This window comes from Sphingosinithalassobacter tenebrarum (assembly GCF_011057975.1).
Taxonomy (GTDB): domain Bacteria; phylum Pseudomonadota; class Alphaproteobacteria; order Sphingomonadales; family Sphingomonadaceae; genus Sphingomonas; species Sphingomonas tenebrarum.
Genome location: NZ_CP049109.1, coordinates 355721 through 373799, shown reverse-complemented (window position 1 = coordinate 373799; position 18079 = coordinate 355721). Strand labels below are relative to the sequence as shown.

General features: G+C 65.9%; 18 protein-coding genes. 11 read left to right on the top strand and 7 right to left on the bottom strand.

Annotated elements, in window-relative coordinates; all coding sequences use genetic code 11:
• Window positions 1-36: 36 nt before the first annotated feature.
• Entirely contained in the window at window positions 37-1101 is a 1065-nt protein-coding gene (bla, locus tag G5C33_RS01890; RefSeq protein WP_165325656.1) for a class A beta-lactamase, read from the bottom strand.
• 161 nt (window positions 1102-1262) lie between these two features.
• Between bla and G5C33_RS01885 the strand changes: the two genes are divergently transcribed.
• From G5C33_RS01885 to G5C33_RS01875, 3 genes are read left to right on the top strand one after another with little or no spacing between them, the layout of a single operon-like run.
• On the top strand, window positions 1263-2477 hold the full coding sequence (locus G5C33_RS01885; protein ID WP_165325655.1) for a cation:proton antiporter: 1215 nt from the start codon (window positions 1263-1265) through the stop codon (window positions 2475-2477).
• On the top strand, window positions 2474-3688 hold the full coding sequence (locus G5C33_RS01880; RefSeq protein WP_165325654.1) for a hypothetical protein: 1215 nt from the start codon (window positions 2474-2476) through the stop codon (window positions 3686-3688). Before G5C33_RS01885 ends, G5C33_RS01880 begins: the two co-directional genes overlap by 4 nt.
• 55 nt (window positions 3689-3743) lie before the next feature.
• Window positions 3744-3998: a hypothetical protein gene (locus G5C33_RS01875; RefSeq protein WP_228275163.1), complete on the top strand. Its 255-nt coding sequence runs from the start codon at window positions 3744-3746 to the stop codon at window positions 3996-3998.
• A gap of 158 nt (window positions 3999-4156) precedes the next feature.
• Here the strand turns inward: G5C33_RS01875 and nadB are convergent, their stop codons facing one another.
• Window positions 4157-5752, bottom strand: coding sequence for an L-aspartate oxidase (gene nadB, locus G5C33_RS01870; protein WP_165325652.1), 1596 nt, complete (start codon window positions 5750-5752; stop codon window positions 4157-4159).
• A 134-nt stretch (window positions 5753-5886) separates the two neighbouring features.
• Here nadB and G5C33_RS01865 point away from each other — a divergent pair, with 134 nt between their 5' ends.
• Together G5C33_RS01865 and G5C33_RS01860 are read left to right on the top strand one after the other, a co-directional pair.
• Window positions 5887-6744, top strand: coding sequence for an alpha/beta fold hydrolase (locus G5C33_RS01865; protein WP_165325651.1), 858 nt, complete (start codon window positions 5887-5889; stop codon window positions 6742-6744).
• Between the two features lie 13 nt (window positions 6745-6757).
• Window positions 6758-7291 (top strand): hypothetical protein, encoded by a 534-nt coding sequence (locus G5C33_RS01860; RefSeq protein WP_165325650.1) that lies wholly within the window; start codon window positions 6758-6760, stop codon window positions 7289-7291.
• 4 nt (window positions 7292-7295) lie between these two features.
• Here G5C33_RS01860 and G5C33_RS01855 read toward each other — a convergent pair whose 3' ends face one another.
• Window positions 7296-8222: an ABC transporter ATP-binding protein gene (locus G5C33_RS01855; RefSeq protein WP_165325649.1), complete on the bottom strand. Its 927-nt coding sequence runs from the start codon at window positions 8220-8222 to the stop codon at window positions 7296-7298.
• A gap of 105 nt (window positions 8223-8327) precedes the next feature.
• Between G5C33_RS01855 and G5C33_RS01850 the strand changes: the two genes are divergently transcribed.
• The 6 genes from G5C33_RS01850 to G5C33_RS01825 all read left to right on the top strand — a co-directional run bounded on the left by G5C33_RS01850 (window position 8328) and on the right by G5C33_RS01825 (window position 12526).
• Window positions 8328-8693 (top strand): hypothetical protein, encoded by a 366-nt coding sequence (locus tag G5C33_RS01850; protein WP_165325648.1) that lies wholly within the window; start codon window positions 8328-8330, stop codon window positions 8691-8693.
• Between the two features lie 53 nt (window positions 8694-8746).
• The gene (locus G5C33_RS01845; protein ID WP_165325647.1) at window positions 8747-8980 is read left to right on the top strand and encodes a zinc-finger domain-containing protein; all 234 of its coding nucleotides are present in this window, start codon (window positions 8747-8749) and stop codon (window positions 8978-8980) included.
• 15 nt (window positions 8981-8995) lie between these two features.
• Window positions 8996-10423: a metalloprotease TldD gene (gene tldD, locus G5C33_RS01840; protein ID WP_165325646.1), complete on the top strand. Its 1428-nt coding sequence runs from the start codon at window positions 8996-8998 to the stop codon at window positions 10421-10423.
• Between the two features lie 97 nt (window positions 10424-10520).
• Complete coding sequence (locus tag G5C33_RS01835) at window positions 10521-10730, top strand: putative signal transducing protein (protein ID WP_165325645.1); 210 nt, start codon at window positions 10521-10523, stop codon at window positions 10728-10730.
• A 138-nt stretch (window positions 10731-10868) separates the two neighbouring features.
• Complete coding sequence (locus G5C33_RS01830) at window positions 10869-11207, top strand: P-II family nitrogen regulator (RefSeq protein ID WP_165325644.1); 339 nt, start codon at window positions 10869-10871, stop codon at window positions 11205-11207.
• 17 nt (window positions 11208-11224) lie between these two features.
• Window positions 11225-12526: an ammonium transporter gene (locus G5C33_RS01825; RefSeq protein WP_165325643.1), complete on the top strand. Its 1302-nt coding sequence runs from the start codon at window positions 11225-11227 to the stop codon at window positions 12524-12526.
• Between the two features lie 126 nt (window positions 12527-12652).
• On the opposite strand, the gene G5C33_RS01820 is transcribed toward G5C33_RS01825, so the two are convergent.
• From G5C33_RS01820 to G5C33_RS01805, 4 genes are all read right to left on the bottom strand, one after another.
• Window positions 12653-14236 (bottom strand): GMC family oxidoreductase, encoded by a 1584-nt coding sequence (locus G5C33_RS01820; protein ID WP_165325642.1) that lies wholly within the window; start codon window positions 14234-14236, stop codon window positions 12653-12655.
• A gap of 96 nt (window positions 14237-14332) precedes the next feature.
• Window positions 14333-15946: a heparinase II/III family protein gene (locus G5C33_RS01815; RefSeq protein ID WP_165328659.1), complete on the bottom strand. Its 1614-nt coding sequence runs from the start codon at window positions 15944-15946 to the stop codon at window positions 14333-14335.
• Window positions 15947-16065: 119 nt separating this feature from the next.
• On the bottom strand, window positions 16066-16725 hold the full coding sequence (rpe, locus tag G5C33_RS01810; RefSeq protein WP_165325641.1) for a ribulose-phosphate 3-epimerase: 660 nt from the start codon (window positions 16723-16725) through the stop codon (window positions 16066-16068).
• Window positions 16726-16778: 53 nt separating this feature from the next.
• Window positions 16779-18077 (bottom strand): RsmB/NOP family class I SAM-dependent RNA methyltransferase, encoded by a 1299-nt coding sequence (locus G5C33_RS01805; RefSeq protein WP_165325640.1) that lies wholly within the window; start codon window positions 18075-18077, stop codon window positions 16779-16781.
• Between the last annotated feature and the right edge of the window lie 2 nt (window positions 18078-18079).

Here is an 18079-nt window from a genome sequence, read left to right as displayed (position 1 = left end):
GCGGGCCGCGCGATTGCAGCGCGCCAGCGCCCGGTCCTATCGGTGGTTCGCCACCACCGATGCGACCACCGCCTGCATCAGTTCCTGCCGCTGCCGGATGGTGCGCGCGGTATCGCCGATCAGCACCGCGACCGTATAGGTCTTGCCGTCGGGCGCGGTAAGGATGCCGACATCGTTATAGCCCGCGGTGCGGCCCGAAAAATCCTGTCCGGTTCCGGTCTTGTGCCCGAAGCTCCAGCCTGCCGGCACAGCGCCGCGCAGCCGGTTGCGGCCGGTGCGCGAGCTTTCCATCGTCGATATCAGCCAGTCGGTCGAATCGGGCGAAAGCAGCTCGCCGCGCTTGAGCTTGGCCAGCGCGCCGGCGATGGCGCTCGCCGTGGCGCCGTCGGGCGGATCCGCGATATAGCCGTCGAACGCCGCCAGCCGTACCGCCGACGGCAGCGCCGCGCGGGCGCGATAAAAGGCGCGACCCTCGGCATATTCCTGGCGCCATTCGAGCCCGGCAGTCCCCGCCTGCAGCAGCCGCTCGCCCGGGCCGAAGCGAATTGCGCCCAGTCCCTTGCGCGCGATGAAGTCGCGGACCGCTTCGGGACCGCCGACATAGCGCAGCAGGATGTCGTTGCAGGTATTGTCGCTCGACGTCATCGCGCGGCGCAGCAGCTCGCGAATCGTCGTCGGATAGCCATCGTCGCCGATCAGCGTCGCGATCGGCTGATGAAAGACCGTGAGATCGGCCTTGGTGACCGTATAGGGATCATCGAGCGAAAGCCGGCCCTGATCGCGATAATCGAGCACCGTCATCGCGACCCACAGCTTGCTCACGCTCTGCTGCGGCAGGCGGCGATCGCCATTGGCGGCGATTTTCCACCCGTCATCGACGCTGTTCACTGCAATGCCGACGACTCCGTCGAACCGGCGTTCGAGATCGGTAATCACCGAGAGCAGCCCCGCGGGCGCTTCGGGCGGCGGCGGCGTGGGTGCCGGCGGCGGGGCGGGAACGGGAACGACCTGCTGCGGCACCGGCACATAGGCCGCCGAACGCGGTGAATCATGCACCGCGCAACCGACCAGCATCGCGGGCGCGAGCCCCGCGACGGTCATCGCACGTTGCACAACAGAGAATTTTTCCAACTCGATCACAGCGATACTGCCCCTTGCCCATTCAAATAATGGCGCAATTTTTGATTTCGCAACAGGCCGCCGATTGATTCGTTGCGACGAAAGCGCATGGCTTAGCGACGAACAGTGAATAAGGGGCGAATATGGAAGCGTTCGACGTCACCACATTGGGCCTGCTGCTGTTCGTCGCATCGCTGGTGGCGATGGCGACTCACCGGCTGAAACTGCCCTACAGCGTCGGGCTTGTCACCGCCGGAATCATACTGGCACTGCTGCCGCTGGGCATAGCGCTGCCGCTGACGCCCGATCTGATCTTCTTCGTATTCCTGCCGCCGCTGGTGTTCGAGGCCGCGATCCAGATCCCGTGGAAGCCGTTTCGCCGCGAATTGCCGCTGCTCGTCGCGCTGGTGACGCTCGGCGTCATTTTGGCGGCCGGGCTGGTCGCAGTCGGGATGCACTGGGCGGCGGGGTGGAGCTGGCTCGGCGCCGCCTTTTTCGGCGTACTCATCGCGGCGACCGACCCGGTGTCGGTGATCGCGGCGTTCAAATCAATGCATGTCGAAAGCCGGCTGCATTTGCTGGTCGAATCGGAAAGCCTGCTCAACGACGGCGTTGCCGCGGTGGCCTTCGCGATTCTCGTCATGTTCGCCACCGGTGAGGAAGCGGGCGCGGCGGCGGTCGGCATCCGGCTGGTCGAAACGATCGTCGGCGGGATCGCCGCCGGCGCGATCGTCGCGCTGCCGCTAATCCTGATCGCGGGGCGGACCAGCGACCGGCTGATCGAAGTGACGCTCACCATGCTCGTCGCCTATGGCAGCTTCCTGCTCGCCGAGCATTTCCATTGTTCGGGCGTGCTGGCGACGCTGACCGCGGGCCTCATCGTCGGCAATTACGGCTTTCTCGGCTCGATTTCGGACGACGGACGGCCCGCCGTGCTCAACCATTGGGAATATGTCGCCTTTCTCGCCAATTCGCTGATCTTCATCCTGATCGGCGGGCGCGAAGTGGAAATGCATATCTGGGACGTGATCGAAGCGGCGGCGCTGGCGACATTGCTGGCGCTCGCCGGGCGCGCGGTCGCGGTCTATCCGGTGATGGCATCGTTCGCGGGCTCGGCGCTGCGGGTGCCGTGGAAATACAAGCATATACTGTTCTGGGGAGGCTTGCGCGGCGCGCTCGCCTTGGCACTCGCATTGGCGCTTCCCGCCAGCGTGGTCGAGCGCGAGACGATCATCACCGTCGCCTTCGCGGTGGTCGCCTTCTCGATTTTCGTGCAGGGGCTGACCATGCCCTGGCTGATCAACAAGCTCGATTTGCGCGTGAAGACCGTAGCCAAGAGCGAGGACAGCCCCGCGTGATCGCCGATATCGTAATGGCGGTGGCGGGGCTTGCGCTCGCCGCCGTGACGCTCAACCCCAGGCTGCTCAAGTCCGACCTGTGGCGCGCGACGGTGACGCCGCTCGCCTCGATCATCGGATCGGGGTTCCTCGTCGCCGGGCCGATCCTTGGCCATGCCGCGGGGCATTGGGCGTTCGCGGGGATGGCGGGGCTGTGCCTCGTTTCGTGGATTTTCGGCATGGCGATCCGCGAGAATATCCGTCGCGCCGAACCGATGCTGGCCGATGACCAATCGAATCTGATCGACTGGCTCGACTGGGCCGCCAGCCTCGCGCTCGCCTTCGCCTATTTCGTGTCGGTCGCTTATTATCTCGACCTGCTTTCCTCCTTCGCGCTCAAGGGGCTGGGGATCGTCGACCCGAATATCGGCCGCGTCATTACCACGGCGATCATCGGGACTTTGGGCGTGCTCGGGCTGTTCGGGGGCCTGCGCTGGCTCGAACATGTCGAGCTGGGCGCGGTGGGGATCAAGCTGGCGCTGATCGGCGGAGTGATCGCCGCGCTATTCTATGTCGACGGCGCCGATCTGATCGCCGGGACGCTGCCGTTCGAGCAGACCGCGAATGTGCAGGGATTCGAGACCGTGCAGATCCTGCTCGGGCTGATCATCCTGGTCCAGGGATTCGAAACCTCGCGCTATCTCGGCGACAGCTATGATCGCGAGACACGCGTGCGGACAATGCGCAACGCGCAGCTGATCGCTTTCGCCATCTATATCGTCTTCATCGTGCTGCTGACGCCGTGGCTCGATGGCAAGCTTCCGCCCAAAGGTGGCGAGACGCATATCATCGACCTGCTGCGCCCGGTGGGGACGCTGATCCCAATCTTCGTGATCGGCGCGGCGCTGATGAGCCAGCTATCGGCCGCCGTCGCCGACATGAACGGCGCGAGCGGGCTGCTCCACGGCGCGGTGAAGCGCGTGCCGGTGTCGCTCGCCTATGTGATCTGCGCGGGCGCATCGATCGCGATCGTCTGGTCGACCAGCATCTTCGGCGTGATCGTGTGGGCGTCGAAGGCATTCGTGCTCTATTACGGCATCCAGTCGGTAACGGCGTGCGCGGTGGAGATCATCGACGCCAGGCCGACCCGCTGGTGGCGCGTGGCGCTTTTCGGCGCGGTGACGCTGCTGGCGGTGGCGGTGCTGGTGCTGGGGAAATCGGCGGAGGGGTGAGGGGATGATCTGGAATATCGTCGATCGAAGGACGCGAAGGTACCGATGGAAGCGCGTGAACGCGATCATCGAAGCAGTTGAGCACGACAATAGCGTGCCCGATTCTGATCAGGCCCCGGAAAGCGAACCGACAATGACGATAGACTATGACGAACGCGAAGGCCTGTCCGTGAGCGATGCAATTGCTTGGGCGAATTCGCAGCGCTGCCCGGTCACTCTTTTTCTTTACGATCTGGGAAGCGGTACCGCTGGACTGGGGCATTCCGACGAGCAGGCTGTTCGCTTTCCCGAAGACGAAACGCGTCACTAACCCAACGCACCCGGAGCGTATCAGAGGAGTCGGTCTGACTGCTCCGTTTGCTTCGAGCGAAGGGTCGAGCGCAGTCGAGACCCGAAGTCGAGAAGCGGTTCTCGACGGTCGCTTCTCGACAAGCTCGAAGCTGCTCGAACCGAACGGATGGGATGGTGCTACGGCACCAGCACCGTATCCACCGCCACATCCAGCGTATCGGGATAATCGAGCGTATAGTGCAGCCCGCGGCTCTCATGCCGATGCAGCGCACTCTTCACGATCAGGTCCGCCGCCTGATGCAGGTTGCGCAGTTCGATCAGGTCGGGCGTCACGCGGAAATGGCCGTAATAGTCGGCGATTTCGTCGCCGAGCATCTTGATGCGGTGGGCGGCGCGTTCGAGGCGCTTGGTGGTGCGCACGATGCCGACATAATTCCACATGAAACGCCGGATCTCGGTCCAGTTCTGCTTGATGACGACTTCCTCGTCCGAATCGGTCACGCGGCTTTCGTCCCAGGGGCGGATCGCGGGCGGCGGGGTGAAGTCGCCCCAATGCGCATGGATATGGTTCGCCGCCGCTTCGCCGAAGACGAAACATTCGAGCAGGCTGTTGCTCGCCAGACGATTGGCGCCGTGCAGCCCCGATTGCGTCACTTCGCCTGCGGCATAGAGATTGGGCAGGTCGGTGCGCCCGTGCCGATCCACCACCACGCCGCCGCAGGTATAATGCTGCGCCGGGACGACGGGGATCGGCTCCTTCGTCATGTCGATGTCGAGATCGAGCAGCCGGGCGTGGATGGTCGGGAAGTGGTGCTTCACGAATTCCGGGCCCTTATGGGCGATGTCGAGATGGACATAGTCGAGCCCGAGCCGCTTGATCTCATGGTCGATCGCGCGCGCGACGATGTCGCGCGGGGCGAGTTCGGCGCGCGGGTCGAAATCGGGCATGAAGCGGTGCCCGGCCTCTTCCTCCGCATCGGGGGGGAGCAAAAGATGCCCGCCCTCGCCGCGAACCGCCTCGGTGATCAGGAAATTCTTGACCTCGAGATTATAGAGGCAGGTCGGGTGGAACTGCATCATCTCCATGTTCGAGATGCGGCAGCCCGCGCGCCACGCCATCGCGATGCCGTCGCCGGTCGCGCCGCGCGGCGCGGTACTGAACAGATAGGTCCGGCCTGCCCCGCCCGTCGCCAGCACGGTGGCGCGCGCAGTGAACAGGCGGACGCGGCCCTCGGCCTTGTCCCAGGCATAGACGCCCCAGACATTGCCCGCGCCCGAATAGCGTTCCTCATGCCGGCTGGTGGCGAGATCGATCACCACCTGATCGGGGACGAGCGCGATGTTGGGATTGGCATGCGCGGCGCGAAGCAGCGCCTCCTGCACCGCCCAGCCGGTAGCGTCGTCAACATGGACGATGCGGCGATGGCTGTGCCCGCCCTCGCGCGTCAGATGCAGTTCGTTGCCTTCGGTATTGAACGGCACGCCGAGCTTCATCAGCCGCTCGATCGCGGCGGGGGCGTTTTCGACGACCATCTCGACCGTTTCGCGGTTGTTGAGCCCCGCGCCGGCGATCATCGTGTCCTCGATATGGCTTTCGAAAGTATCGCCCGCTTCGAGCACCGCGGCGATCCCGCCCTGCGCCCAGGCAGTCGAGCCTTCGTTGAGCTTGCCCTTGGCAAGCACCGTCACCTTGTAATGCTGCGCCAGATTGAGCGCGGCGGTGAGCCCGGCCGCGCCCGAACCGATGATGAGGACGTCGCTCGTCTGTGTCATCGCGCTGTCATGGCGACGCGAGGCGCGCGCGGCAATAGCGGGCGAGCCGCTGCACCATCCCGTCGGCACGTTCGCGATCTTGCGATATCGCGGGCGGCGCGGCATCCCTGCGCAAAAAATGGGGAGAGGCGCGAATGGCACGGATGCAGGTCGACGGTATCGGTATCGACTATGAATTGATCGGCGAGCCCGGCGCACCGGCGGTCGTCGTGACGCCGGGCGGGCGTTTCCCGCGCGACATGGGCGGAGTGCCCGAGCTGGCGGAGGCGCTGGCCGCCGGCGGGCGGCAGGTGCTGCTGTGGGATCGGCCCAATTGCGGGGCTTCGGACATTTGTTTCGACGGGCCGGGCGAATCCGCGATTCAGGCAAGGGCGCTGGTCGGGCTGGTCGCGGCACTCGATCTGGGGCCGGTGGCGCTGGCGGCAGGATCGGCCGGATCGCGCGTGTCGCTGATCGCGGCGAGCATGGCGCCAGAGCGGGTATCCCATCTCGCGCTCTGGTGGATTTCGGGCGGCGCGATCTCGCTGGCGCAGCTCGCCAACTATTATTGCGCCGACGCCGCGATGGCCGCGACTCTGGGCGGCATGGAAGCCGTCGCCGATCTGCCGATGTGGAAGGCGCAGATCGAACGCAATCCGGCCAATCGCGACATCATCCTGGCGCAGGACAAGGATGATTTCATCGCGACGATGCAGCGCTGGGCGGCGGGCTATGCCTATTCGGAAACGTCGCCCGTCCCCGGCATGACGCCGGAGGATTTCGCGAAACTGACGATGCCTGCGCTTATCTATCGCAGCGGCAGGAGCGATTTGAGCCACACGCGCCGGACGAGCGAATGGGTGGCCGAATTGCTGCCCGACGCCGAAATCACCGACCCGCCCTGGCCCGACGAGGAATGGAATGACCGTTTCCGCGCCCAGCATCACGGCGAGAGCCTGTTCGCGCACTGGCCCGATCTGGCGCCGGAGATACTGGCGTTCCTGCATCGCTGAGACAGGGGGCCGGATGGACGCGGAACGCCGCCGCGCATTGCAGGAACGCCGCGTGGCGATGCAGGGGCGCATCGATCGCGAGCGGCAGCGCGGCGCACTATGGGGTGAGGATGGACGACTGATCGCGGCCGGGGCGCGCTTCACCCTTCATTATCGCGACGATGCCGAGCGGATCGACTGGCTGGCAGGGATGGTGCCTTCAGGCGCCTTTCACTTGCGCTGGGACGCTCTGCCCGGCGCGATATCGAACGCGGTGTTCGAGGAGGAGCGCGCCGCTTTTGCCCGGGTAATATTGGAAGCGATCGCGCCCGAGGCACCGGTCTATGTCGTGCCCGGCAACGGATTGGCGCCGATACTGGAATTCACGCGTGCCGAATTCGACAGACATGCCGAGCGACTGGTCGATATCGATCGCGAAATGTGGCTGTCGGGCGCGCCGCACTGGCTGATCGAGTTCCGCAAATGGGAGATGCACGCGATCGGCCTGCCCCAACCCGAGGATGCCCGCTGGCACCGCAAGCGCGACGAGGAACCGCCCGCCGCCTGATCCTTCAGGCGGCGTTTGCGGCGCGCGTCAGGTTGAGGAACACGTCCTCCAGATCGGCCTCGCGCGTCGAAACATCGACGATGCCGTATCCTTCGGCCTGAATCGCGTCGATCACATCGCCGGCATTCGCCTGATCCTTGCGATAGGTGATGTCGAGCACGCGCTCGCCCTTGACTTCGATCTTCTGGAAACAGCGATTTTCGGGCGGGGCGGGAATGTCGCGGTCGACGGTGATTTCGATCAGCTTTTCCTGCGCCATGCCGACCAGGTCGCGCGTCGGCTCGTTGGCGATCAGCTTGCCCTGATTGATGATCGCAATGCGATCGCACAGTTCCTCGGCTTCTTCGAGATAATGGGTCGTCAGCACCACCGTCACGCCACCGGCATGCAGTTCGCGGACATAGGCCCAGAGCTGCTGGCGCAGCTCGATATCGACGCCCGCGGTGGGTTCGTCGAGGATGAGCACGGGCGGCGAATGGACCATCGCCTTGGCGACCATCAGCCGCCGCTTCATGCCGCCCGACAAAGTGCGGGCATAGGCCTGCGCCTTGTCCTCCAGCCGCACCGCGCGAAGCAGCTCCATCGTCCGCCGCTTGCCCTTTGGAACGCCGTAGAGTCCGGCCTGGATCTCGAGCGTTTCGGACGGCGTGAAAAAGGGATCGAACAGGATTTCCTGATTGACGATTCCGATCGACACCTTGGCGTTGCGCGGATTGCGATCGATGTCGAAGCCCCAGATCGACGCCGCGCCGCTGGTCTTGTTGACGAGTCCCGCCAGGATGTTGATCAGCGTCGACTTACCGGCGCCATTGGGGCCGAGCAGCCCGAATATCTGCCCGCGCGGCACATCGAAGGAGACATTCTCCAGCGCGCGCTTGCCGCCTTCATAGACCTTGCCCAGATTTCGGATCGAGATCGCCGCATCGCTCATGTCCGCGCAATTGGCCCTCCCGCGCCGCTTTGGCAAGCGTTGCAGTGATTGCCAATTGCCGCGCGAGCCGCCACAAGGAGGGAGACGTTCTTCCGGGGGTAGTTCATGGTCCGCTTCGCCGCTCGTTCCGTTGCCGCCGCGCTGGCGCTTTCGCTCGCCGCGCCGGTTTGCGCCGCGCCGGTTCAGGACATGGCGACCACCTCCGCCGAAAACGAAAGCGACGCGCGCTGCGTCGTCGCGCTGATGAGCGTGGTCGATCAGGTTCCCGAGGAACAGCAGGGCAATTTCAAGGCGACCGCCATGTATTTCACCGGCAAGCTGATCGGGCGGAACGGGCAGGATGGAACGATCACGATCCTGAAATCGGCGTTCGAGACCGTGCCGCAAAGCGAATATATGGACATTGTCGGCGGCTGCGCGCGCGAACTGATGGCGCTGGGCCAGGTACTGGTGCAGGCGGGACAGGAATAGCCGCGCGAGCGGCGTTGCCGGATGCCGCCGGCTTTGCTAGCGGAAAGACCATCATGATCGCACCGCCCCAGATCACTCGAGTCGAAACCCGCCGCGTCTCCTGCGACGGCGCGCAGGACGGCATCGCCGCCGCGCTCGGCCATCCGCGCGTCTTCCTCGAGATCGACGAGCATGGCTATGTCGATTGCGGCTATTGCGACCGGCGGTTCGTGCTGGTCGGCGGCCCGGCCGATGGCGCGGATCACAGCAAGCTTCCCGATATCGCGTCTGGCGCCAGCGCCCCGTGACCCTATATCGGCGGGATGAATATTCCCTCCGATCCCCGTTCGTTTCTCTATCGCGACAGCCTCGAGCCCGATGAGGCATTGCGCCTGACCGCCGATGCGCTTTCGGGCGCCGAGGATGGCGAGCTCTACCTGCAATATCGCCGGTCGGAGGCATTCGGCTTCGACGATGGCCGGCTGAAGACCGCAAGCTACGACACGCAATCGGGATTCGGGCTGCGCGCGGTTTCGGGCGAGACCTCGGCCTTCGCGCACGCCAATGAGCTGAGCGCACCGGCGATCCGTCGGGCCGCCGAAACGATGGCACTGATCGATACGGCCAGCGGAGCCAAGGCGCCGCCGCCGCGACAGAACAACCGGCATCTCTATACCGACGCCGATCCGCTCGACCTCGTCCCCTTCGCCGACAAGGTCAACCTCTGCCAGACGATCGACGCCGCCGCACGCGCCCGCGATCCGCGCGTGAGCCAGGTATCGGTGAGCCTGACCGGCCAGTGGAGCGTGGTCGAGATCATCCGTCCCGATGGATTCGTCGCCACCGACGTACGGCCGCTGGTGCGGCTCAACGTGTCGATCGTCGCCGAATCGAACGGTCGGCGCGAGACCGGCAGCTTCGGCACCGGCGGACGCACGCTGTACGGGCGCCTGTTCGAACCGGAAACCTGGAACCGCGCAATCGACGAGGCATTGGCGCAGGCGCTGACCAATCTCGAAGCGGTCGACGCACCGGCAGGCGAAATGCCCGTGCTGCTCGGCCCCGGCTGGTGCGGCGTGCTGCTCCACGAAGCGGTCGGGCACGGGCTGGAAGGCGATTTCAACCGCAAGGGGACAAGCGCCTTTTCCGGCCGGATCGGCGAGCGTGTCGCCGCGCCGGGAGTCACGGTGGTCGATGACGGATCGATCGGCGACCGGCGCGGATCGCTGAGCATCGACGACGAAGGCACGCCGACGCAGGAAAACGTCCTGATCGAGGACGGCATCCTGAAAGGCTATATCCAGGATCGCATGAACGCGCGGCTGATGGGCGTCGAGCCGACCGGCAACGGCCGTCGCGAAAGCTTCGAACATTCGCCGATGCCGCGCATGACCAACACCTTCATGCGCGCGGGCAATGACGATCCCGAGGAACTGCGCAGCCGCGTGAAGAAGGGAATCTACTGCAAGTCGTTCGGCGGCGGGCAGGTCGACATCGTCTCGGGCAAGTTCGTCTTCTCCTGCACCGAGGCCTACAAGATCGAGGACGGCAAGCTCGGCGCACCGATCAAGGGCGCGACGCTGATCGGCGACGGACCGAGCGTGCTGACCAAGGTGACCGGCATCGGCAACGATTTCGCGCTCGACGAAGGCGTCGGCATGTGCGGCAAGGGCGGGCAGGGCGTTCCCGCGGGCGTCGGTCAGCCCACATTGCTCGTTTCGGGACTGACTGTGGGCGGCACCGCAACGTGACTTCGGCGGTCGAGAGTAGCGCGCGGCTTCCGCTGATGGCCGGACACGGGGCGCCGTCTGTCCGCTCGCCCGACTTCCGGTCGCGGACCGGCGGCTGATGGCGCTCGCCGAAATCGGGCGCTTCAATCGCTTCGAGGCGCATATCCTGGTGGGGCGGCTCGAATCCGAAGGCATTCCCGCCGTCGCTTTCGATGCCGAAGCCAGCATCGCCGACGGCAGCGCCTTCCTGATTCCCGTGCGCGTGATGGTCGATGCGGAGGATGTCGCCGAGGCGCGCGCGATCATCGAAAACCTGCCCGATTTTTGAGCATGCATTCGCAACTGCACAAATTTTAACGCATCCGTAACATTTCATTGCGCGCTGCAGCGCAGAAACGCGCCTTTTCGTCTCTGGCACGGCCTTTGCTGAGCAATCCCCGGCAGAAAGCAATGCTAGGGGGATGGAATGAAATTGATCATCGCCATCATCAAGCCGTTCAAGCTGGATGATGTTCGTGAGGCGCTGACAAGTGCCGGCGTTACCGGAATGACCGTTACGGAGGTCAAGGGGTTCGGCCGTCAGAAGGGCCAGACCGAAATCTATCGCGGTGCGGAATACAGCACCAACATGGTTCCCAAGATCAAGCTCGAGATCGCCTGTCCGGCGGATCTCGTCAGCGGAGCCGTGGAAGCCATCAAGTCCGCCGCCAACACCGGTGCAATCGGTGACGGCAAGATCTTCGTCCTCGACATCGGCCAGGCGGTTCGCATCCGCACGGGCGAGACGGACGAAACGGCGCTCTGATTGTGAAGGGGGGTTCCATGAAAAATGCTTTGAAACTGGCTGCAACGGCCAGCGTTGGGCTGGTCGCCGCAACACCCGCAATGGCAGCGCCGGCGGCTGGCGCCGACACTGCCTTTATCTTCGACACACTGCTGTTTCTGATCGGCGGCTTCCTGGTCATGTGGATGGCCGCCGGTTTCGCGATGCTCGAAGCCGGTCTTGTCCGCTCCAAGAACGTCTCGATGCAGTGCCTCAAGAACATCGTGCTCTATTCTATTGCGGGCATCATGTTCTGGATCATCGGGTATCAGATCGCCTATCCGGGTTTCGAGGATGCCGCGACCGGCTATTTCGGAAGCGCAGGCTTCTTCTACCCGATGCAGGACGTCGCTGCCGGAATCGATCAGGGCAGCTACTCAGTCGCTTCGGACTGGTTCTTCCAGATGGTGTTCTGTGCCACCACCGCTTCGATCGTCTCGGGCACGCTGGCCGAACGCATCAAGCTGTGGCCGTTCCTGATCTTCACCGTCGTCCTCACCGGCGTCATCTATCCGGTCGTCGTGAGCTGGGAATGGGGCGAAGGCTGGCTCGACGCGATGGACTTCTCGGACTTCGCGGGTTCGACCCTGGTGCACTCGACGGGCGGCTGGGCCGCGCTGATCGGTGCGATCATCCTCGGGCCGCGTCTTGGTCGCTATGCCGACGGCAAGGTCAACGTCTTCCCGGGCACCAACATCCCGCTGGCGACGCTGGGTACCTTCATCCTGTGGCTCGGCTGGTTCGGGTTCAACGGCGCCTCGCAGCTTGCGATGGGCACCGTGGGTGACGTGAGCGACGTTTCGCGCATCTTCGTCAACACCAACATGGCCGCCTGTGCCGGTGTCGTCGCGGTCGTGATCCTGACTCAGCTGCTCTACGGCAAGGTCGACGTCACCATGGTGCTCAACGGCGCGCTCGCCGGCCTGGTGTCGATCACCGCCGAGCCGCTCACGCCGAGCGTTCCGTGGGCGCTGGCCATCGGCGCGATCGGCGGCGTGATCGTCGTCTTCACCGTGCCGCTGCTCGACAAGCTCAAGATCGACGACGTCGTCGGCGCGATCCCGGTCCACCTCTTCTGCGGTATCTGGGGCACGCTGGCGGTCTGTCTGACCAACACCGAAGTGCCGTTCATCGCGCAGCTCACCGGCGTGATCGCCACGGGCATCTTCGTGATGGTCGCCGCGGGCATCATCTGGGCGATCCTGAAGTTCACCATCGGTCTGCGTCCGACCGAAGAAGAAGAAATGATGGGGCTCGACAAGGCCGAAGTCGGCGTCGAGGCCTATCCCGAATTCGTGTGATTGGACACTGATCCGACACACGAGGATAGTTCCTCCTGCGGAATAACTGGGTCGGTGGTTCGCCACCGGCCCATTTTTTGTGTCACGCCATGACGGGTAGCGGCGCGAGCTTCCGCGGGCGAGCTTTCAGCCTTCACGCAAATCGGCAGCCAGGAAATCGGCGCAGCGTTCGCCGATCATGATCGTCGGCGCATTGGTGTTGCCGCCGACTATGCGCGGCATCACCGAGGCATCGGCGAGCCAGAGCCCATCGACACCGCGCACGCGCAGTCGCGGGTCGCACACCGCATCCCCATCGCTCCCCATGCGCGCGGTGCCCACCGGGTGATAGATGGTGTCCGCCCGCGCGCGCAGCGCCGCTTCGAACGCCGCTTCATCCCCCATGTCGATCGGATGGCGATCGCGCCCGCCGAAACGCGCCAGCGGGTCGGCGCGCAGGATGTGGTACATCGTCCGCACCCCTCGCTTGAGCAGCCGCAGGTCGCGCGGATCGGCAAGGAAGGCGGGATCGATGCGCGGGGCATCGCGCACGTCGAGCGAGGCCAGCGTCACCGTCCCCCGGCTGAACGGCCGCAGCACCGCCGCGTGACAGCTATAGCCATGCGCCTTCACACGGGCGCGGCCGTGATCCTCGACGATCGCGGGCAGGAAATGGAGCTGGACGTCGGGCGCCGCCGCGCGCGGATCGGTCCGCAGAAACGCCCCGGCTTCGGCAAGCGGGCTCGTCATCAGCCCGCGCCGCGTCGCCAGCCAGCGCAGCATCGCCGCGCCGAAGCGCAGCTTTCCCCGCAGCGACCGGCCGAGAAAGCCGTGCCCGCGCACCGCGAAGGAAGCGACATAGTCGACATGATCCTGAAGATTCGCGCCGACATCATTTCGGTCGACCTGCACCGCAAGCCCCATATCGCCGAGCCGCGCGCCCGGCCCGATCCCAGACAGCATCAGCAGCTGCGGCGTCTGAAACGCGCCAGCCGCCAGCACCACATGCCGCGCGCGCAACACATGGCGTTCGCCATCGCGGCGATAGGCAACGCCCCAGACTCGCCCCTCCTCGAACAGGATGCGCTCGACGACGGCCTCGGTCAGGACCTCCAACGTGTCGCGCGACGGATCGAGATAGGCGCGCGCCGCGCTCCAGCGGGCGCCCCGACGCTGCGTCACCTGAAACCAGCCGACTCCATCCTGTTCGGCGCCGTTGAAGTCGGGATTGACCGGGACGCCGAGCGCGGCGGCGGCATCGAGGAACGCCTGCGCGCCGGGGTGGCGATGGCGCTGGTCGGACACCGCCAGCGGGCCGGCATCGCCGTGCCAGGCATCGCCGCCGCGTTCGTTGCACTCGCTTGCGCGGAACCAGGGAAGCACGTCCCGCCATGCCCAGCCCAAACAGCCCATCGCCGCCCATTCGTCATAATCGCCGGGATGGCCCCTTATGTAGAGCATCGCGTTGATCGCGCTCGAGCCGCCCAGTCCGCGCCCGCGCGGCTGATAGCCACGACGCCCGTTCAGCCCGGGCTGGGGCAGCGTTTCGAATGCCCAGTTGCTTGCCGGAACGGGATCGACCAGCATCGCGGGCATTCGCGTACGCAGCCCGGCATTGCGCCCGCCCGCTTCGAGCAGCGCGACGCGCCAGCGTCCCTCCGCGCTCAGGCGCCCCGCTGCGGCACAGCCCCCGGAGCCGGCGCCGATGACGACAATGTCGGCCTCTTCCAATTCGCGACCCCGCGATTCCCCGGGGATTGACCCTATCGGATCGCGACAGGGCTCCAAGCCCTGAATCGGCGCCCGTGTCCCGGCTTGGCCGGATTGTCAGCGAGCGCGGTGAAAAACCCAGCTGATGCTCGTGCCGCCGGCAATTGCCTCGCCCGAAACGACGAGTTGTTCGGTGGGAACGGGCCGGCCCCGCGAATCGATCCAGATGCTGTCCTCGATCGCCAGCGTCGCGCCGCGACAGCGAAACTGCCACATCGCCCCGCCCGGCAGGCGCAGGATCGCGGCCTGGCCATCCGCGGTCGGCGAAATTTCGACATAGGGCGACAAGTGGAAGCGGATCGCGAAGGGCGTCGGTTTCTTGCGCTTGCGCTTGTCGGCCGGAAGCAGGCTGTCTTCGCCGCGAATGTCCCGCCCGTCGGAAGCCAGTGTGATCTGGCGGCGATGCGTCAGGCCGAAGCGGCGGACATAGCCGTCATGGCTGGCTTCGATCCGGCTGGAATTTTCCGTTTCCTGCCGCGCCAGCTCGACTTCGCCGACGCCGCGGCCGAGCGTGCCATCGGCATGGATGGCGGTGGAGTTGCTGTCGCCCACCACCAAAGTCGAATGCGCGGCGGTGGTGCGCAACCCTTCGCCCAGCGCGATCGGAACCGATATGTTGGTCGCCCGCGCGCCGCCGCAATTGACCACGATACGGTGATCGCCGTCTGAAAGTTCGAACGCCAGCGTCGACGCGCAGCCGCCTTCGACCAGTCGCGCGACCGGCGGCGGCGCCGCATCGATGATCAGCACGGTCTTCTGCGCCGACAATCGCTGATAGCCCCAGTCGCGCGCCTGTTTGAGCGGCCGCGTGCGCACGCCGGTTGCTTCCACGACCTGCGCGATTGCCTCGCCCGGCATCGGCCCGCAGCCCTGCCAGCTGGAAAGCCCCTTGTCGCCGTGGGTGATGCCGAGCAACGCGCCAACCATGCGCTGCAGCGCCACGGCTACGAATTCGGGCGGCTCGATCCGCCGCGCGGCATAGGTTTCGCAGAGCATGGTGAGCAGCCGGATCGCATCGACCTGCCCGGCGGGCGAGCGCGTGACGATTCCGCCATCGTCGAACACCGATTGCGACAGCGCGCGCTGCAACCCGGATTCGCCGAAGGACCGGCGCGGGTCACCGCCGGGAATCATTAGCCCCGCAACCAGCATGCCGCACCAGGCGGCGATGCGCGGCGGCCCGACCTGCACCCGATCGGCCGATCGGTCGAGATAGCGCGCTCCGCGCGCGAGTGCGTGCAGCACGCTCGAACGATAGACGAGATCGGTCGAGGACAGGATCAGCGGGGCATGCGCCGTCCAGAACAGGATGCGCCTGCCCCAAAGGTCCGCGCGCCAGGCTGGGTCGGTAATCTTGTCGGCATGCGCGTCGAGCCAGAGCCGCATGATCGCTTCGGCAATCGGCGCGCCGCGCGCGCGTGTGGTGACCGTCGAAAGGTCGCGCAGCCAGGCAAAGCTCTGGACATAGTCGCCGAAACCGCGCGACCAATCGGGCCGCGCGAAATCCAGTTCGGCGATCTCGCGCTCCTCGCCGCGAAAGGAAAGCCGCCCGTCGAGGATCGCATTGCCGCTCGCAGGATCGCCGAGAAAGGGATCGTCGGCGACGGCGATCAGTTTGAGCGGGTGCCGCCCGCGCAGCCGCATCGCGTGAAACGGCGTGCGCCACGCCATGCGCTGGAACCGCTCCGAAATCCGCTCGGCGAGCGAAAGCCCGCGATCGCCGCCCAGGCGAATCAGCCGCTTGCCTTCATCGATGCTGTCGGCGGCGGGCTTGGACGGTGGTTCCTGCGTCACACACCCCTCAACGCGGCGATATTGTCGGCATAGCAATCCGGCCCGCCGCGGAAACTGGCGGTGCCCGCGACCAGCGCATCGGCGCCCGCGGCGATCGCACGCGGCGCGGTTTCGCGGTCGATGCCGCCATCGACTTCAAGGTCGATGGCACGGCCGCTCGCATCGATCCGCTTGCGCAGCGCCGCAATCTTGTCGAGCTGGCTCGCAATGAATTTCTGGCCGCCGAAACCGGGATTGACGCTCATCACCAGGATGAGATCGACCATGTCGAAAACCGGATCGACGACTTCGACCGGCGTCGCGGGATTGAGCACGACTCCGGCACGTTTGCCGAGCGACTTGATCGTCTGCAGCGTGCGATGGAGATGCGGCCCGGCTTCGGGGTGCACCGACAGCGTGTCGGCACCGGCATCGGCGAATTCCCTGAGCAGCGGATCGACCGGCGAGATCATCAGGTGCACGTCGAACGGCTTGGCACTGTGTGGGCGCAGCGCCTTGATCACCGCCGGGCCGATCGTGATGTTGGGCACGAAATGACCGTCCATCACATCGACATGGATCCAGTCGGCCCCGGCGGCATCGATCGCGCGCACTTCCTCCCCCAGACGGGCGAAGTCAGCGGACAGGATCGACGGCGCAATACGGACGGGCTGCATTTTCGTCCCTTAGCATGCGCGCGACTCGCCGCAATATCTGCGACTCGCGATTTTCAGTCGCGCCGCCGCAGCGATGCGACGAAGAAGCCGTCAAGCGCCCCGGCATCGGCAAGCATCGTCGGCAGCATCCGCAGCTCGCCTTGCCGATCCGGCGCCACGCCCGGCGGCAGCTGCGCGCGATCGGGCGGGACAAGCGCGAAATCCTCGCGCGCCTCCAGAAACGCCGCGACCTGCGCTTCGCCCTCTTCGGGTTCGAGCGAGCAGGTGGCGTAGACGAGGGTTCCGCCGGGCCGCAGCCAATCCGCCGCGCGTGCCAGCAGTTTCGTCTGCAGCTCCGCCATTTCGGAAACGATCGCCGGACGCGCGCGATACAGTACATCGGGATGACGGCGAAAAATCCCCGTCGCGCTGCATGGCGCATCGAGCAGGATCGCGTCGAACGGGGCATCGGGCTCCCATGTCAGCGCGTCGGCCGCGACGATCGTCGCGGCAAGGCCGGTACGCGCCAGATTTTCCGAAAGTCGCACGAGACGACTTTCCGAAATATCGAGCGCCGTCACGTCCCAGCCCGCTGCGGCGAGTTGCAGCGTCTTGCCCCCGGGTGCGGCGCACAGATCGAGCACCCGGCCCGCACCGGCCCCGATCATGCGCGCGGGCAGCGACGCGGCGATATCCTGCACCCACCAGCTGCCGGCCTCATATCCGGGAAGCTCGCGCACTGCCGTTCCGGCGGGCAGGCGGATATGGCCGGGCATCAGGCTGGCGCCGCCCATCGCTTCGGCAAGCGCCTGCGTCTCCGCCGGATCGCGCATCGTCAGGTCGAGCGGCGGCGGCGCGGCGATGGCGCGCGCGGCCGCGGCAACCATCGGCTCGCCCCAGGCCTTGCGCCAGCGCTTGGCCACGGGAGGAAACAGCGCCGGGACTTCGGGAAGCGCCACCGCCTTGCGCATCAGGGCGCCGAACACCCCATGCACCAGCTTGCGCGGGCCGCCGTCAACCAGCGGCAGTACCGTGGAGATGGCTGCGTGCGGCGGCGTGCCGAGCGCCAGCGACTGGACCAGCGCGATGCGCAGCACGAAGCGCGCCTTGGCATCGTGCGGCAGCGGCTTGGCGGTTGCGCCGTCGATCAGCGTGTCGAGATCGGGCAGGCGGCGCAGCACTTCGGCAGCGATCGCATGGGCAAGGCCGCGATCGGCGGGCTCCAGCCCCTCGGCGGCATGATCGAGCGCGGCTTCGAGTGCGAGGCCGCGACGCAGCACCGCATCGAGCAGGCGCAACGCAGCCTTGCGCGCGGGAACGCCGGGCGTGTCGGCCGCGCGCTGCGGTCGGCGCTTCTGTTGGGGAGGGGCCAAAG